Source organism: Streptomyces sp. CA-146814 (assembly GCF_050942385.1).
Taxonomy (GTDB): domain Bacteria; phylum Actinomycetota; class Actinomycetes; order Streptomycetales; family Streptomycetaceae; genus Streptomyces.
Genome location: NZ_CP192068.1, coordinates 597,897 through 612,912 on the forward strand (window position 1 = coordinate 597,897; position 15,016 = coordinate 612,912).

14 protein-coding genes are annotated in these 15,016 nt (G+C 71.3%); 6 read left to right on the forward strand and 8 right to left on the reverse strand.

The genetic code is table 11. The annotated features are described in order from the left end of the window. Window positions 1-37 precede the first annotated feature (37 nt). The 5 genes from ACQP09_RS02510 to ACQP09_RS02530 form a co-directional block, all read right to left on the reverse strand. The gene (locus ACQP09_RS02510) at window positions 38-1,999 is read right to left on the reverse strand and encodes an acyl-CoA dehydrogenase family protein (RefSeq protein ID WP_433395614.1); all 1,962 of its coding nucleotides are present in this window, start codon (window positions 1,997-1,999) and stop codon (window positions 38-40) included. A gap of 40 nt (window positions 2,000-2,039) precedes the next feature. Continuing rightward, complete coding sequence (locus tag ACQP09_RS02515; RefSeq protein WP_433395616.1) at window positions 2,040-2,909, reverse strand: alpha/beta fold hydrolase; 870 nt, start codon at window positions 2,907-2,909, stop codon at window positions 2,040-2,042. Between the two features lie 135 nt (window positions 2,910-3,044). Next, complete coding sequence (locus ACQP09_RS02520; protein WP_433395618.1) at window positions 3,045-3,674, reverse strand: class I SAM-dependent methyltransferase; 630 nt, start codon at window positions 3,672-3,674, stop codon at window positions 3,045-3,047. A gap of 1 nt (window position 3,675) precedes the next feature. Beyond that, window positions 3,676-5,013: a pyroglutamyl peptidase gene (locus ACQP09_RS02525; RefSeq protein ID WP_433395620.1), complete on the reverse strand. Its 1,338-nt coding sequence runs from the start codon at window positions 5,011-5,013 to the stop codon at window positions 3,676-3,678. Between the two features lie 96 nt (window positions 5,014-5,109). Beyond that, window positions 5,110-5,520: a Fur family transcriptional regulator gene (locus tag ACQP09_RS02530; protein WP_356751007.1), complete on the reverse strand. Its 411-nt coding sequence runs from the start codon at window positions 5,518-5,520 to the stop codon at window positions 5,110-5,112. 392 nt (window positions 5,521-5,912) lie between these two features. Here ACQP09_RS02530 and katG point away from each other — a divergent pair, with 392 nt between their 5' ends. Further along, a complete protein-coding gene (katG, locus tag ACQP09_RS02535) occupies window positions 5,913-8,168 on the forward strand; it encodes a catalase/peroxidase HPI (RefSeq protein WP_433395622.1) in 2,256 nt (751 codons plus the stop codon). A 71-nt stretch (window positions 8,169-8,239) separates the two neighbouring features. On the opposite strand, the gene ACQP09_RS02540 is transcribed toward katG, so the two are convergent. From ACQP09_RS02540 to ACQP09_RS02550, 3 genes are all read right to left on the reverse strand, one after another. Next, the gene (locus ACQP09_RS02540; protein WP_433395624.1) at window positions 8,240-9,553 is read right to left on the reverse strand and encodes a hypothetical protein; all 1,314 of its coding nucleotides are present in this window, start codon (window positions 9,551-9,553) and stop codon (window positions 8,240-8,242) included. A 132-nt stretch (window positions 9,554-9,685) separates the two neighbouring features. Further along, entirely contained in the window at window positions 9,686-10,090 is a 405-nt protein-coding gene (locus tag ACQP09_RS02545; RefSeq protein ID WP_433395626.1) for an FKBP-type peptidyl-prolyl cis-trans isomerase, read from the reverse strand. A gap of 121 nt (window positions 10,091-10,211) precedes the next feature. Further along, window positions 10,212-10,634 (reverse strand): secondary thiamine-phosphate synthase enzyme YjbQ, encoded by a 423-nt coding sequence (locus tag ACQP09_RS02550; protein ID WP_433395628.1) that lies wholly within the window; start codon window positions 10,632-10,634, stop codon window positions 10,212-10,214. A 74-nt stretch (window positions 10,635-10,708) separates the two neighbouring features. On the opposite strand from ACQP09_RS02550, the gene ACQP09_RS02555 reads away from it, so the two are divergent. From ACQP09_RS02555 to ACQP09_RS02575, 5 genes are all read left to right on the forward strand, one after another. Beyond that, a complete protein-coding gene (locus tag ACQP09_RS02555) occupies window positions 10,709-10,810 on the forward strand; it encodes a putative leader peptide (protein WP_356899727.1) in 102 nt (33 codons plus the stop codon). 252 nt (window positions 10,811-11,062) lie between these two features. Continuing rightward, on the forward strand, window positions 11,063-11,953 hold the full coding sequence (locus ACQP09_RS02560; protein WP_433395631.1) for an ABC transporter permease: 891 nt from the start codon (window positions 11,063-11,065) through the stop codon (window positions 11,951-11,953). Next, window positions 11,926-12,747, forward strand: coding sequence for an ABC transporter ATP-binding protein (locus ACQP09_RS02565; protein WP_433395633.1), 822 nt, complete (start codon window positions 11,926-11,928; stop codon window positions 12,745-12,747). The genes ACQP09_RS02560 and ACQP09_RS02565 overlap by 28 nt, the downstream gene beginning before the upstream one ends. 44 nt (window positions 12,748-12,791) lie before the next feature. After that, a complete protein-coding gene (locus tag ACQP09_RS02570; RefSeq protein WP_433395634.1) occupies window positions 12,792-13,823 on the forward strand; it encodes an ABC transporter substrate-binding protein in 1,032 nt (343 codons plus the stop codon). Beyond that, on the forward strand, window positions 13,820-15,016 hold the full coding sequence (locus ACQP09_RS02575; RefSeq protein WP_433395635.1) for an LLM class flavin-dependent oxidoreductase: 1,197 nt from the start codon (window positions 13,820-13,822) through the stop codon (window positions 15,014-15,016). Before ACQP09_RS02570 ends, ACQP09_RS02575 begins: the two co-directional genes overlap by 4 nt.

Here is a 15,016-nt window from a genome sequence, read left to right on the forward strand (position 1 = left end):
CCGCCCCCTGGCTGAGGGGGCGGGCGTCGTGGCCGGATCAACCCACCAGGTCCGGGGCGCGCAGCATCGCCGACGGGATGCCCCAGGCGTCGACGAACTCGCCGGCGAGGGGACGGACCTTGCGGCAGAGCTCGTTGACCTCGCGGCTGATCGCCTTGGAACGCTGGGTGGTCAGCCGGCCGTGCTCCATGAACCAGGCCCGGTCCGCCTCGATCGTGGAGAGGGCGAACAGGTCGCACAGCAGCCCGAGCGCCACCTTGTTGCCGCCTTCGGGCAGCGTACGCATCTTCTCGATGAACGCCTCCAGCACCAGCCGCTCCATGTGCGCGTGGGCGACGGCGATGACGTGGTCCTGGACCTGGGAGAAGACGGCGCCGGGATCGCGCTTCTGGTCGATGCCGCGCTTGAGCCTGCGGGCCACTCCGGCGAGCATGTGCTCCTCGCGGTAGCGGAGCATGGCGAGCTGGTACTCGGAGTCGAGCAGCCCGGCCTCCTGGTCCCACTCGTCGCCGCCCGGCAGCAGATCCCGTACGCGTTCGAGCAGCTTGTGGGCCGAGGTCTTCTCGATGACCGTCTCGACGGCGAGGCCGGTGACGTACCGGACCATGCCGAGCTGGTCCAGGTCCTCGAACTCGCTGGCGTAGTCGGTGAGCAGGCCCTTGGCGACGAGCTGGAGCAGGACGTGGTTGTCGCCCTCGAACGTCGTGAAGATGTCGCTGTCGACCTTGAGCGCGGCGAACCGGTTGACGGCGAGATAGCCGGCGCCGCCGCACGCCTCGCGGCACTCCTGGATCGTCCGGGTGGCGTGCCAGGTGCCGAGCGCCTTGGTCCCGGCGGCCCGCGCCTCCAGCCGCCGGCGGGCCTGCGCGTCTTCCTCCAGGCCGGAGAAGACGTTGTGCAGTTGCGTCCGCAGGACGTCCTGGGCGAAGTGCAGCGCGTACGTACGGGCGATGAGCGGGAGCAGCCGGCGCTGGTGGAGGCCGTAGTCGAGGAGCAGCTGCTCCTCGCCCTCGGGCCCGGCAGCGAACTGCCGGCGCCGCAGGGCGTACTTCGTGGCGACGGCGAGCGCGACCTTGGCGGTGTTGACCCCGGCGCCACCGACGCTGACCCGGCCCTGGACCAGGGTGCCGAGCATGGTGAAGAAGCGGCGGTCGGGGTTGTCGATGGTGCTCTCGTAGACGCCTTCCGGAGTGACGTCGGCGAAGCGGTTGAGCAGCGCCTCGCGCGGCACCCGCACGCCGTCGAACCGGATGCGTCCGTTGTCCACGCCGTTGAGGCCCATCTTGCGGCCGTCGTCCTCGATGTCGACGCCGGGCGCCGCCTCGCCGCCGGTCCGGATCGGTACGACGAAGGCGTGCACGCCCTCGGACTCCCCGCCGACCTCCAGCTGCGCGAAGACGACGGCCAGCTCGCCGTGGCGGGCCGCGTTGCCGATGTAGTCCTTGCGCGCCTGCTCGCCCTCGGTGGTGATGACGAATTCCTGGGCGTCGGCGTCGTACCGCGCGACCGTGCCGAGCGCCTGCACGTTGGAGCCGTGCCCGGTCTCGGTCATCGCGAAGCAGCCCATCAGCTTCCCGGTGATCAGGTCGGGCAGATAGGCGTCGTGGTGGCGCTCGGTGCCCAGGTGCAGGATCGCGCCGCCGAAGAGCCCGAACTGGACGCCGACCTTCACCAGCACCGACAGATCACCGAAGGCGAGCGTCTCGAAGGCGGCGATCGAGGCACCGACATCGCCGCCTCCGCCGTACTGCTTCGGGAAGCCCATGCCGGTCTGCCCCGTCGCCGCCATCTCGACCACGAGCTCGCGCACCCGCTCGCGGAACGCGTCGATGGAGAGCTCGTCGGCCTCCTCCAGGACGGAGGCGTACGTCACCAGGTTGGTGCGGACCAGGTCCCGGATCCCGGCGTACTCGCCGTCCAGGACCTCGGTGAGGGCCCGGACGTCGATCTCCGGCTGTACGTATCCGACGGCAGCGGTGGGTGTTCTGTCAGTGCTCATAGCCTTTCGCTACCCCGACCGGGAGCGATCACGCGGTAGCTCACGCCGCGCCGTCGAGGACCTCACGCAGACGGCGGGCGAACTCGTCCGGCTTTCCGGGATAGCCGAATTCTCCGTCGAGGAATCCGCCGTGATGGCTCGGGAACACGGTCACCCGCTGTCCGAGCAGTTCGGCGGTCGCGTCGGAGGTACGCCCGGTCTGGACGGCCCGCGACTCCTCGCCCACGGCGATCACCACGCGGGTGGCCGCACGGCCGATCGCGTCGGTGTCCGGCCGGTGGTCGCTGATCGCCCAGGACCGGTCGGAGAGCAGCGGGTCGTCGCGCGATCCGTCGTCCTCGGTGGGCATCCCGAACGCGGCCGGATCGGCCTCCGGCTGCGCGAAGTACGCCTCGGTGAACTCGCCCTCCCAGGAGGTCATGGCCACGAAGGCGGCCATTCCGGCCCCCCAGCCCCGCTTCTCGTACGTGTCCCGGAGGGCGGCACGGGCCCGTACGGCGGCGGGGCCGTCCGGCGTGAGGGTGATCAGCGGCGGCTCGTGGGCGACGAGGACGGTCACATCGCCGGGGTGCCGGGCGACGAGCGCGAGCGCGGTGACCGCGCCGCCGCTGCTGGCGAACATCTCGACCGGGCCCGCGCCGAGCGTCTCGATCAGGGCGTGCAGGTCGTCGGCCTGGGTCTCGGGGGTGTGGTCGGTCCGTCCGTCCTTGCGGGCGCTGCGGCCGAGTCCGCGCGGGTCGTAGGTGACCACGGTCCGCTCCGGGAAGCGGGCGGCGAGCGCGGCGAATCCGGAGGCGTCCATGGGCTGCCCGATCATGAGCAGCGGCGGGCGCCCGTCGGCGGCGGGCAGCGGCCCGCGTACGTCGTACACGAGGTCGGCGCCGGGTGTGCTGAGCGTGTGAGTCTTCACACCTGGGCAGACCGCCGCTGCCGCCAGAACTCATCGGTCCGGAACCTCATGGGTCCAGAACCCTCATGGGTCCGCAGCACTCGTCGGTACGGAACCCTCATCGGTTCAGAACCCTCATCGGTACGGAACGGAAATTCACCGCCCGTCCGGCCGGGCGTGCACGCTGACGGCGTAGCCGCACTCCGGTACGTACGGCTCACCGCTCCACGTCGCGTGACGCTCCCGCAGGACCAGCCCGGCCCGCTCGCACCACGCATCGAACTCCGCGAGCCCGAACGGCGCCTCGGGCAGCGGCAGGTGCGCCGCGTCCAGGCCCATGCCCGTGACCAGCAGGCCGCCGGGCCGCAGCACGGCGGCCAGCTGTCCGATGACGGCGGCCTCGGTGCCCGCGGCCAGGAGCGGGATGACGTTGCCGGCGGCGAGCACCAGGTCGTAGCCGGGTTCCAGGCCGAGCGTGTCCGTACGGGCGAGGTCGCCGAGGAGCCACTCCTGCTCGGGTGCGTCGCGGCGGGCGACGGCGAGCATCGAGGCGTCGATGTCCACGCCGGTGCAGCGGTATCCCAGCTCGGCGAGGCGGACCGCGATCCGCCCGGTGCCGCAGCCCGCGTCGAGGACCCGGGCGCCGGGCTCGGCGAGCGCGGCGCAGAACGTCGCCTCGCCGTGGATGTCGTGGCCCGATGCGGCGAGGTCCGCGAACCGCCGGGCGTACCGCTCTCCGGCCTGCCCGCCGGTCAGTTCCGCCCAGCGGTCCCGGTTCCCGGTCATGTCAGCGTGTCCTCCGGTCGGCCCGGTTCGCGGTGGCGCTCACCGCCGTCTTCACCAGGGCCCGCACCTGCCGCACGATATCCGAGCGGTTGCGCTCGAAGCCGGGGTCGGTGACCGCGCCGGTCGCCGGGTTCTCGTTGCCGGGACCGAACTGCAGGACCGGCGTGTGCAGATGGCCGCCCGGCAGCTTCGGGAGACCCAGCCGGTCGCGGAGGAGGGTGGCCCGGTAGGCGATCTCGTTGGAGAGGTAGTCGCCGCCGCCACCGGCCCGCGCGGCCGAGCCCGGCGTGGGCCCGTCCGGCCTGGTCACCGGCTGGGTGGCGCCCGCCGGGATCTCGGTGACCTCGGTGTTGTCGTACACCGGGAAGCGGCCGGTGTCGGCTTCGGTGAGCTGCCGGTACGGGAGGGTCGTGGAGGTCCACTGCGGCTGCGAGGCGGGGTCGGTGACGGGGACGGTGCCCGTACGGGACAGGTTCTCGTTGTCCGGGAAGCCACCGCGCCAGGCGCCGTTGGTGCGCTCCACGTCGAACCGGCCCTGGCGGCCCTGGCTGATGGTGGTGAACGCGTCCAGGTACGGCAGATGCCGGGCGAGCGTCCGCTCGACGGCCCCTTCGGCGAAGTCCGTCCACCGCACCGGGAAGACGACGGCCTCGATCCGGGCCGGCCCGTCGGCGGTGTGCACGAGGGTGCCGTCCAGGGCGAGCGCGCTCGCGCCGGAGGGGTTGCCGATGCGGACGTCCCGGTCCAGCGTGAACGGGTCGAAGCCGGTGACGAGGACCCGCTTCACCTGAGGGCCGGCGTCCTTCCCGCGTGGGTGACGGCCTGGATGGCGGACGTCGTCCTGGCCGCGCGAGGAGGTCTCCAGGGCAGTGTGCAGGGCCTTGCGCCGCTGGTCGCCGAGGTCGAACCGGGGTGTCCACGCCCGCAGTTCACGGCTGAGCGCGAGCCGCGCCCAGTACAGCGGCCGGTCGTCGCCCCGGCTCAGGTCGCCCGTGGCGGGACCGCGCCCTTGAGCACGGTCCACGGCCCGCTGCCACAGCGCCGAGCCGTGCCGGGTCACCGCGCGCTCCGCCTGCGCGTAACTGCGCGATCCTTCCAGGGCGCGGGCGAAGCCCGGCGCGAAGACGTCGAATCCGCTGCGCCGCAGGATCTCCCGCGGCACGGCCCGCTCCAGGCGCTGCTCCTCGACGGTGGGCTGCGCGTCGGCACGGGCGGTGGCGGACGGGGACGCGGTGGCGGGCGGGGACGCGGTGGCGGGCAGGGCGGAGCCCGCGAGGACGAGCAGAAGCGTTACGCCACCGATGCCGAGCCGGGTGGTGGCGGGGAAGTGGTGCGTCACGTGGGCCCTTCCGACGGAAACGGTTGGCCCGCAGTATCGCGGCCTTGCGGGTGGCAACGCCATGGGGCCGGTCCTTCGGCGAGGGCGCCGAAACGTTCAGGTACAGGCGGGGCAGAGGCCGCGGTAGGTGATCTCCACCGCGCCGACGGTGAAGCCGAACCGCTCGGCCTCGGGCAGGTCGCCGAGGGCATCGCCGTCCGGGTGGACGTCGCGGACCGTGCCGCAGCCGGAGCAGACCAGGTGCTGGTGGGGGTTGCGCGCGTTCGGGTCGTAGCGCTTGGCGCGGCCGACGGTGGAGACCTCCAGCACCTCGCCGAGCGCGACGAGCTCGCCCAGCGTGTTGTAGACGGTCGCACGGGAGATCTCGGGCAGCCGTGCGGCGGCCCGCACATGCACCTCGTCCGCCGTGAGGTGCACATGGTCGCCGTCGAGGACCTCCGCGACGACACGCCGCTGCGAGGTCAGTCGCCAGCCACGGCCCCGCAGCCGCTGAAGGAGGTCGCTCATCTCGTCTCACCTGCTCCGGTTCGCGGAGGGACGGACAGTCCCCTGAAGAGTTCCCGCGACGTCATGCCCCGGGTCGGTACGTTTTTAGTGTGCTTCTTGACTTGGACGAAGTCCATCGTAGGATCGATACCGGCGACATCCAAGAGACAGGAAGACTCCGGCTACGGCAGCAGAGACACACGACAGGACACCGCCGCCTCCATCGCGCGGCGCCGCCCGTCCGCCGGGCACCGCCCTCGCCGCATCGCCCGGGACGTACGGCCCGGTGGTCCGCGAGGCGTACATACGGCCCACGGCGAGGTCCTGGCTCACAGCGTGCCCCTCCTGCACGGCTCGAATCCTCCTCCCCCGTTCAGCGCCCCCACCACCCTCCGGGGCCGGAAGGATCACCCATGACCGAGAACAACGAGTCACACGTCTTCGACCCCGTCGTCCCGGATTCGCCCGAGACGGCCGTCCCGGAGGTGCCCGAGGCGCAGGCGAGCGGCTGCCCCGTGGCCCACGGCCGCGCTCCGCACCCGACCCAGGGCGGCGGGAACCGCCAGTGGTGGCCGGACCGCCTCAACCTGAAGATCCTCGCCAAGAACCCCGCCGTGGCGAACCCGCTCGGTGAGGAGTTCGACTACGCGGCCGCGTTCCAGGCCCTCGACCTGCCCGCGGTGAAGCGGGACATCGCCGAGGTGCTCACCACCTCGCAGGACTGGTGGCCGGCCGACTTCGGCAACTACGGCCCGCTGATGATCCGGATGGCCTGGCACAGCGCCGGCACGTACCGCATCAGCGACGGCCGCGGTGGCGCGGGCGCCGGTCAGCAGCGCTTCGCCCCGCTGAACAGCTGGCCGGACAACGGCAACCTGGACAAGGCCCGCCGTCTGCTGTGGCCGGTCAAGAAGAAGTACGGCCAGGCGCTGTCCTGGGCCGACCTGCTGATCCTCACCGGCAACGTCGCCCTGGAGACCATGGGCTTCAAGACCTTCGGCTTCGCCGGCGGCCGCGAGGACGTCTGGGAGTCGGAGGAGGACGTCTACTGGGGCCCGGAGACCACCTGGCTCGACGACGAGCGCTACACGGGCGACCGTGAGCTGGAGAGCCCGCTCGGCGCGGTCCAGATGGGCCTGATCTACGTCAACCCCGAGGGCCCCAACGGCAACCCGGACCCGATCGCGGCCGCCCGCGACATCCGCGAGACCTTCCGCCGGATGGCGATGAACGACGAGGAGACCGTCGCCCTCATCGCCGGTGGCCACACCTTCGGCAAGACGCACGGCGCGGGCCCGGCCGAGAGCGTCGGCGCGGACCCCGAGGGCGCCCCGCTGGAGGAGCAGGGCCTCGGCTGGCGCAACTCGTACAAGTCGGGCAAGGGCGGCGACGCCATCACCAGCGGTCTGGAGGTGACCTGGACCAGCACGCCGACGCAGTGGGGCAACGAGTTCTTCCACAACCTCTTCGCGTACGAGTACGAGCTGACCGAGTCCCCGGCCGGTGCGAAGCAGTGGATCGCCAAGGACGCGGAGGCGACCATCCCGCACGCGCACGACGCGTCGAAGAAGCAGAAGCCGCAGATGCTCACCACCGACCTGTCGCTGCGCTTCGACCCGGCGTACGAGCAGATCTCGCGCCGCTTCCACGAGAACCCGGAGGAGTTCGCGGCCGCCTTCGCCCGCGCCTGGTACAAGCTGACGCACCGCGACATGGGCCCGATCCAACGCTACCTGGGCCCGGAGGTGCCCGCCGAGGTGCTGCTGTGGCAGGACCCGCTGCCCGCGCGCACCGAGGAGCCGCTGGACGCCGCGGAGATCACCGCGCTCAAGGAGCAGGTGCTCGCCACGGACCTGACGGTGGCGCAGCTGGTCTCGGCCGCCTGGGCCTCGGCCGCGTCCTTCCGCGGCAGCGACAAGCGCGGCGGCGCCAACGGCGCCCGGATCCGCCTGGAGCCGCAGCGCGGCTGGGAGGCGAGCGACCCGGACGAGCTGGCCCAGGCCCTGCGCGCCCTGGAAGGCATCCAGCAGTCCTTCGACGCCAAGGGCGGCAAGAAGGTCTCGCTGGCCGACCTGATCGTCCTCGCGGGCAACGCGGCCGTCGAGCAGGCGGCCAAGGACGCGGGCGTCGAGGTCGAGGTGCCGTTCACCCCGGGCCGGGTCGACGCCACGCAGGAGCAGACGGACATCGAGTCCTTCGCCGCGCTGGAGCCCGCGTACGACGGCTTCCGCAACTACGCCGGCAAGGCCGCCCGCCTGCCCGCCGAGTACCTGCTCCTCGACCGCGCCAACCTGCTGACGCTGAGCGCCCCGGAGACCACCGTCCTCGTCGGCGGCCTGCGCGTGCTGGGCGCCAACACCGGCGGCTCGACCCACGGCGTCCTCACCGACCGCCCGGGCACGCTGACCAACGACTTCTTCGTGAACCTGCTCGACCTGGGCATCACCTGGAAGTCGACGTCGTCGGCACAGGACGAGTTCGAGGCCCGCGACGCGAACGGCCAGGTCAAGTGGACCGGCACCCGCGCCGACCTGGTCTTCGGCTCCAACTCCGAGCTCCGCGCCCTCGCCGAGGTCTACGCGAGCGACGACGCCCGCCAGAAGTTCGTGACGGACTTCGTCGCCGCCTGGACGAAGGTCATGGACCTGGACCGCTTCGACCTGGTCTGATCACAGCGACCGCGGGGGCCGGTGCGTACGCGCACCGGCCCCCGCGGCCCGTTGCCGGGGCGTTCGAGCGCCTACGCCGGTACCGCCGGGAACACGACCAGCGAGCCGTCCCGGTCACGAGCCATCTCGATCGCCATGTCAGTGGGGCGACCCCCGGCCGTGACATCGTCGCCCAGCCGGTGGATCCGGTGCGTGGCACGCATCAGGCGATCGACTTCACCCGGTGTGAACACGGGCGACCGAAGACCGCTCGGACGGGCCAGCTCCAGCGCCGACAGGCGCACCAGGACGCCGGCGATGCCCGACTCCAGTTCGTCGAGGCGCTGTTGGTCCCGCTTGAGAGCACGGGTGAAGCTCTCGAACAGGTTGTCCGGGTCGCTCTGAGCATGCTCGACGGCCTGCAGAACGATGACCCGCCGCTTCAACGCGGTAGCCAGGGCGGCGAGTTCGATGTGCGCCCGGAACCGGCCGCCTTCCTCGTCGATGCCGGGAAACGACTTCGTCAGCGTGGCGATGTCGACGGCCTCGCCTGCGGCAAGCTTGTCCAGTGCGCTCTGCCATCGGGCGAGGCGACGGTCGGCGGCGCCCAGTGCCGTGTTGATGGCGTGCACCGCCGAGTCCAGCCCGAGCGACATGCCGAGCTTGCCCTGGTCGAGCAGGATGGCCGTGGCCTTGTCGATGGCATCACGGCAACCGTCGAGTGCGCTGTGCTCGTCATCGAGCTTCTCTTCGTGCAGTTGCTCCAGCAGCTCCGTTATGTGCTCGATGGCCTGCTGGCGCTTCTGGTCGGCATGCGCGCTCACCCCCACCGCCACCGCCATGAGCACGAGCGGCGCGGCCACGGTGAGGGCGGCGCCGCCGGTGGCCGCGATACCGGCTGGCGCACCGGCCCCACCGACGGCGCCCCCTGCCGCCGCTTTACCGACCGGCATGAACGTCACGCCTCCGACGATCTTGCCGTTGGCGCCCATAATCGGCCCACGGACACCACCGGCCACCGCCCTGGACATCATCAGGCGGACGCTGCCCTGGTCGACCTGAGCGGCGAACTTCGCCGGGACCACGATCCGGTACAGGTTCTCGCCGGCAACGGTCGCCTTGGCTGCCGTAGAGGAATTCCGAGCTGTCTGCGTGACCAGCTGCGACAAGTGCTCCGCCAGAGGGCTCGCGGCATCGAGCGGGATGCCTCGGCTGCGGTCGAGCTTGTCGGGCAGCGGATGTGCTTCCAGCGTGGCGATCGGCGCATCGGCCAAGGCGGCCAGCACGCCGCGCAGTTCACCCAGGCGCTCGGCCGTCATCGGCCCGTCCCCGGCCACCGACGGCACCCGGACATCACTCGTCGCGAGCGTCCACACCGGAACGGTCGCCTTGCGGTAGTCGATCATCGTCTCCCCTTGTTTTCCCGGCACAGCCTAGGGCCGGCGTGCGGGGAGGACAGTCGATTCCCGCTCTTCCCGATCGGATCGCAGCACCCGGGCATCCGAAGATCCGTGCGGCCAGGCGCTCGCCCCGCCCCTTCAGGCCGAACCTCGCTCCGGCGGGCCCCCCACCACCGTGAGCAGGTCCACGACGAAGATCAGCGTCGAGCCCGCCGGGATCAGCGCAGAGGGTGACTGCTTGCCGTAGCCGAGCCGCGGCGGAACGATGATCTCCCGTCGGCCGCCGGCCCTCATGCCCCTCACCCCCCGGTCCCAGCCCTTGATGGCCCGGCCGCCGCCCACGGCGAACTTGAACGGCCGGTCCTGCTCCCAGGAGGAGTCGAACTCCTTCCCGGACGCGAACGTCACCCCTACGTAGTGGACCTGGACGACCCGGCCCGGCCGCGCCTCGGGCCCGTCTCCCACCACCAGGTCCCGGATCGTCAGTTCGGCGGGCGCATCCCCCTCCGGAACTTCGATCACGGGTTTCGTCAGTTCGCTCATCACGGCCCCATCGCTCGCCACCGGCCTGCCCCGTAGGGGCCGACCCGACCCATGGACCTTCCATGCGGCAGGTGATCACGCTACGCGGAAGTTCCCGTTCACCGTTCCGCCCGGTGACTCGCTAACCCAGGAAGCTCAACCGCACCTGCCGCTCCGAATTGTCCTTGTTCGTGTCCACCAGACACACCGACTGCCAGGTCCCCAGCTCCAGCGCTCCCCCGATCACCGGCAACGTGGCGTGAGGCGGGACGAGCGCCGGGAGTACGTGGTCGCGGCCGTGGCCCGGGGTGCCGTGGCGGTGTTGCCAGCGGTCGTCGGCCGGGAGCAGGTGGTGGAGGGCGGCCAGGAGGTCGTCATCGCTGCCCGCGCCCGTCTCCAGGATGGCGATGCCCGCCGTGGCGTGGGGTACGAAGATGTTGAGCAGGCCGTCGCGGCCGGACGCCGAGCGGGTGAGGAACTCCTCGCACTCCCGCGTCAGGTCCATGACGGTCTCCGCCGTGCCGGTGGTGAGGTGCAGGACCGTGGTGGTGAAGGAATCGGACATGGCTCCATCTTCTCTTCCGGGGGACGAGATCACACGTCCACGCTCCGAGACACCATTGACCGTGTCCTGACCGGATGACCACGTTCATCGCCATGTTCCGATCAGCTCTGCTCACCTCGCGCGGTCACATCGACCTGCTGCGGGTGGCATCCGCCGCGTGTCGCCGCGGCTGCTGACGTTCTCTCAGCGCCCTTCGCGCCCCTGCTGACCGGGCCCGCCGCCCGCTCCGCCCCCTCTCCCGCACCCCTCGTCTCGCGCGCCGCCGTGGGCCGCCGCGTCCTGCCGGTCTCCTGACCGCTTCGGATCGCCGTGGCTCCCGCCTGCCGGGATGCCGAGCGGGGGTTCTTCCGGCACAGCCGTCGCCGCGAGAGGGGCGGTCGGGGTGGCGCGCCCGATTCCCCCTCCGTACGACCTCCTGTGGAGCCGCCATGACCGTCAGCCACGCACCGCCCGATCCATCCCCGATCGCGGAGAAAGTCCCGGCATCCGGTACCAGCCGTACGTCCCCCGACCTGGAGCCGATCGTCCCGGCGTCCGTGCGCCGGGCCCGGCTGCGGTCCGTGCCGCGGTGGTTGCGGCGGACCGTGGGGCCGTTGCTGCTGCTCGCGTTGTGGCAGGTGTTCAGCGCCACGGGCGTCCTGCATCCGGATGTGCTGGCCTCGCCGGGGACCATCGGCCGTGCGGGAGCGGATCTGATCGCCGACGGGACGCTGCCGGCCGCCATGGGGGTGTCGCTCCAGCGGGTGGCCGTCGGGCTGGTGCTCGGCGGGGTCGTGGGGACGGCGCTCGCGCTGGTCTCGGGGCTCTCGCGGCTCGGCGAGGACCTCGTCGACGCGACCGTACAGATGCTGCGCACGGCCCCCTGGGTGGGGCTGATCCCGTTGTTCATCATCTGGCTCGGGATCGGCGAGGCGCCGAAGGTGGCGCTCATCGCGCTCGGGGTCGCCTTCCATCTGTACCTGAACGTGTATGCGGGGATTCGCGGTGTGGACGCCCAACTCATCGAAGCAGGTGAGTCGTTGGGGCTCAGCCGGTGGGGGCTCGTACGCCATGTGGTGCTGCCGGGCGCGTTGCCCGGGGCCATGACCGGGCTGCGCTACTCGCTCGCCACCGCCTGGCTCGCGCTCGTCTTCGGTGAGTCCATCAACGCCGATGCCGGGATCGGGTTCCTGATGAACCAGGCGCGGGAGTTCTTCCGGACCGACGTGATCGTCGTCTGCCTCGTCGTGTACGCCTTCCTCGGCCTCACCGCCGATGTCATCGTCCGGACCCTCGAAAGGCTGCTGCTGCAATGGCGACCGACCTTCACCGGCCAGTGACCGTGCCGGCCCCCTCCCCCGCCGGAGAGCCGGAAACCGAAACCGCCGTACGGGTCGAAGGGCTGACCCGGGCCTTCGACGGGCGCGCGGTGATCGACGACCTCGATCTCACCCTGAAATCCGGGGAGTTCACGGCGCTGCTCGGGCGCAGCGGTTGCGGCAAGTCGACCCTGTTGCGTGTGCTGGCGGGGCTCGACCGCGAGATCGCGGGGACCGTCCTGGTGCCTCGCCGCCGCGCCGTGGCCTTCCAGGCCCCGCGGCTGATGCCCTGGAAGCGGGTCTGGCGCAACGTCCTGCTGGGGCTGCCGGGCAAGCCCGAACGGGCCCTGGCCGAGAAGCCGCTGGCGGAGGTCGGGCTGACCGACCGGGCCGGCGCCTGGCCCAAGACGCTCTCCGGTGGCGAGGCGCAACGCGCTTCTCTGGCACGTGCGTTGGTGCGCGAGCCCGATCTGCTCCTGCTCGACGAGCCGTTCGGCGCGCTCGACGCCCTGACCCGGATCAAGGCGCAGCAGCTGGTGGCCGAGCTCTGGCAGCGGCGCGGCTGCGCCGTCCTGCTGGTCACCCATGACGTGGACGAGGCCCTGTTGCTGGCCGACCGGGTGCTGGTGATGCGGGACGGCCGGATCGCGTACGACACGCCCGTCGCCCTGGACCGCCCGCGCGGTGTCGGCGCCCCCGGCTTCACCGGCCTGCGTTCGCGGCTGCTGAGCAAGCTGGGCGTCGAGGACGGTACCGCCGAGGCCGGAGCGGACCGGCAGCGGGAAACGGCTGCCGTGGCGCACTCGGACGTATGACCCCTCATTTTCCTTTCCTGGCGACACACCTACGGAGAACCACCATGAAACGCCGCACCCTGCCCGCCCTGCTCCTTCCGCTCACCCTGCTCCTCGCCGCCTGCGGTGGCGGCGCCTCGTCCGCGGAGTCGGGCGGCAGCACCGACGGCAAGGGCAGCGTCACGCTGAACATCGGTGACCAGAAAGGCGGTTACGAGGCCATCCTGCGGGCCTCCGGAGAGCTCGACGACCTGGACTACCGCATCAAATGGTCCACCTTCACCTCCGGTCCACCGCTTCTGGAGGCCGTGAGCGCCGGGGCCGTGGACATCGGCGGAGTGGGCAACACACCGCCCGTCTTCGCCGCCGGTTCCGACTCGAACATCACCGTCGTGGGCGCCACTCACGGTTCGCCGGCCGGTGAGGTCATCGTCGTGCCCAAGGACTCACCGCTCAAGAAGCCCGAGCAGCTCAAGGGGAAGTCCGTCGCCGTGGCACAGGGCAGTTCGGCCCACTTCCAACTGGTCGCCTCGCTCAAGAAGGCCGGTCTCTCCATCAAGGACGTGAAGCTCAACTACCTCCAGCCGGCCGATGCGCTGGCCGCGTTCAGCCGAGGCAAGGTGGATGCCTGGGCGATCTGGGATCCGTACACCTCGCAGATCCTGCGGGCCGGGAACGCCCGCGTGCTGACGACCGGCGAGGGTGTCGTCAACGGCCTGGGTTTCCAGGTCGCTTCACCCTCCTCGCTCAAGGATCCGAAGAAGTCGAAGGCCATCGGCGATCTGCTCGTCCGGCTGGATCGGGCGCAGAGCTGGGTCTTCAAACACCCGGAGGAGTGGGCGAAGGTCTGGGCGAAGGAGACCGGGCTGCCCTACGAGGTGGCGCTGGACGCGGTGAAGCGCAGCTACGGCACCCGGGTCCCCGTGGCCATCGACGACGCCGCCATCGCCTCCGAGCAGGAGATCGCCGACACCTTCGCCGAACTCAAGCTGATCCCACGGCGATTCGCCTTCAAGGACTACGTCGACACCCGCTTCAACCGTGACCTCCCGCCGTCCACCACCGCACCGCGCTCGTACGGAAAGGCCTCCTCATGAACGTCCATCTCCACTGGTTCCTGCCCACCGGCGGTGACGGCCGGACGCTCGTGGACCGGCACGCGTACACCGACGGCGGAATCAAACGCGACCGCATCACCCCGGTGAGCGGTGTGCGCGCCCCGGACATCGAGTATCTGGCGCAGATCGCCAAGGCGGCCGAACAGCTGGGCTTCGAGGCCGTGTTGACGCCGACCGGTACGTGGTGCGAGGACGCCTGGCTGACCACGGTGGCGCTCGCGCAGCACACCGAGCGGCTGAAGTTCCTGGTCGCCTTCCGGCCCGGCGTCATCTCGCCCGTGCTGGCCGCCCAGATGGCCGCCACCTATCAGCGGATCACCCGGGGCCGACTGCTGCTCAACGTGGTGACCGGTGGCGATTCGACCGAACAGCGGCGGTTCGGGGACCACTTGGACCACGACCGGCGGTACGCGCGGACCGCGGAGTTCCTGTCCGTGGTGCGGGGTGCGTGGAGCGGGCAGCCGTACGACTTCGACGGCGAGCACTACCAGGTGGAGGGCGGGCTGACCGCGCTGCCGCCGGACCCGCTGCCGGAGGTCTTCTTCGGCGGGTCATCGGCGGCCGCCGGTCCGGTGGCCGCCGCGCATGCCGATGTCTATCTGACCTGGGGTGAGCCGCCGGCGGCGGTGAAGGAGAAGATCGACTGGATCCGTGGGCTGGCCGAGGAGCAGGGGCGGACCGTCCGGTTCGGGATCCGGCTGCACACCATTTCCCGGGATTCCGCACGAGAGGCGTGGGCCACCGCCGACCGGCTGCTGGGCGACCTTGATCCGGACACGATCGCGGCGGCGCAGCAGGCGCTGGGCAAGAGCGAGTCGGTCGGGCAACAGCGGATGCTGGCGCTGCACGGCGGTTCGCGGGACAAGCTGGAGATCGCGCCGAACCTGTGGGCGGGCGTCGGTCTGGTGCGCGGCGGGGCCGGGACCGCGCTGGTGGGCAGCCACGCGGAGGTCGCCGACCGGATCGAGGAGTACCACGCGCTGGGTATGGAGCACTTCGTGCTCTCGGGCTATCCGCACCTGGAGGAGGCGTACTGGTTCGGCGAGGGCGTGACGCCCGAGCTGGCCCGGCGCGGGCTGCTGTCGACCGTACCGGCGTCCCCGCTGCTGGGGGCGCCCGGCGCGGAATCGCGGACGGCCGGAGCGCCGTTGCTGGTGGCGGGCGGGCGCTGA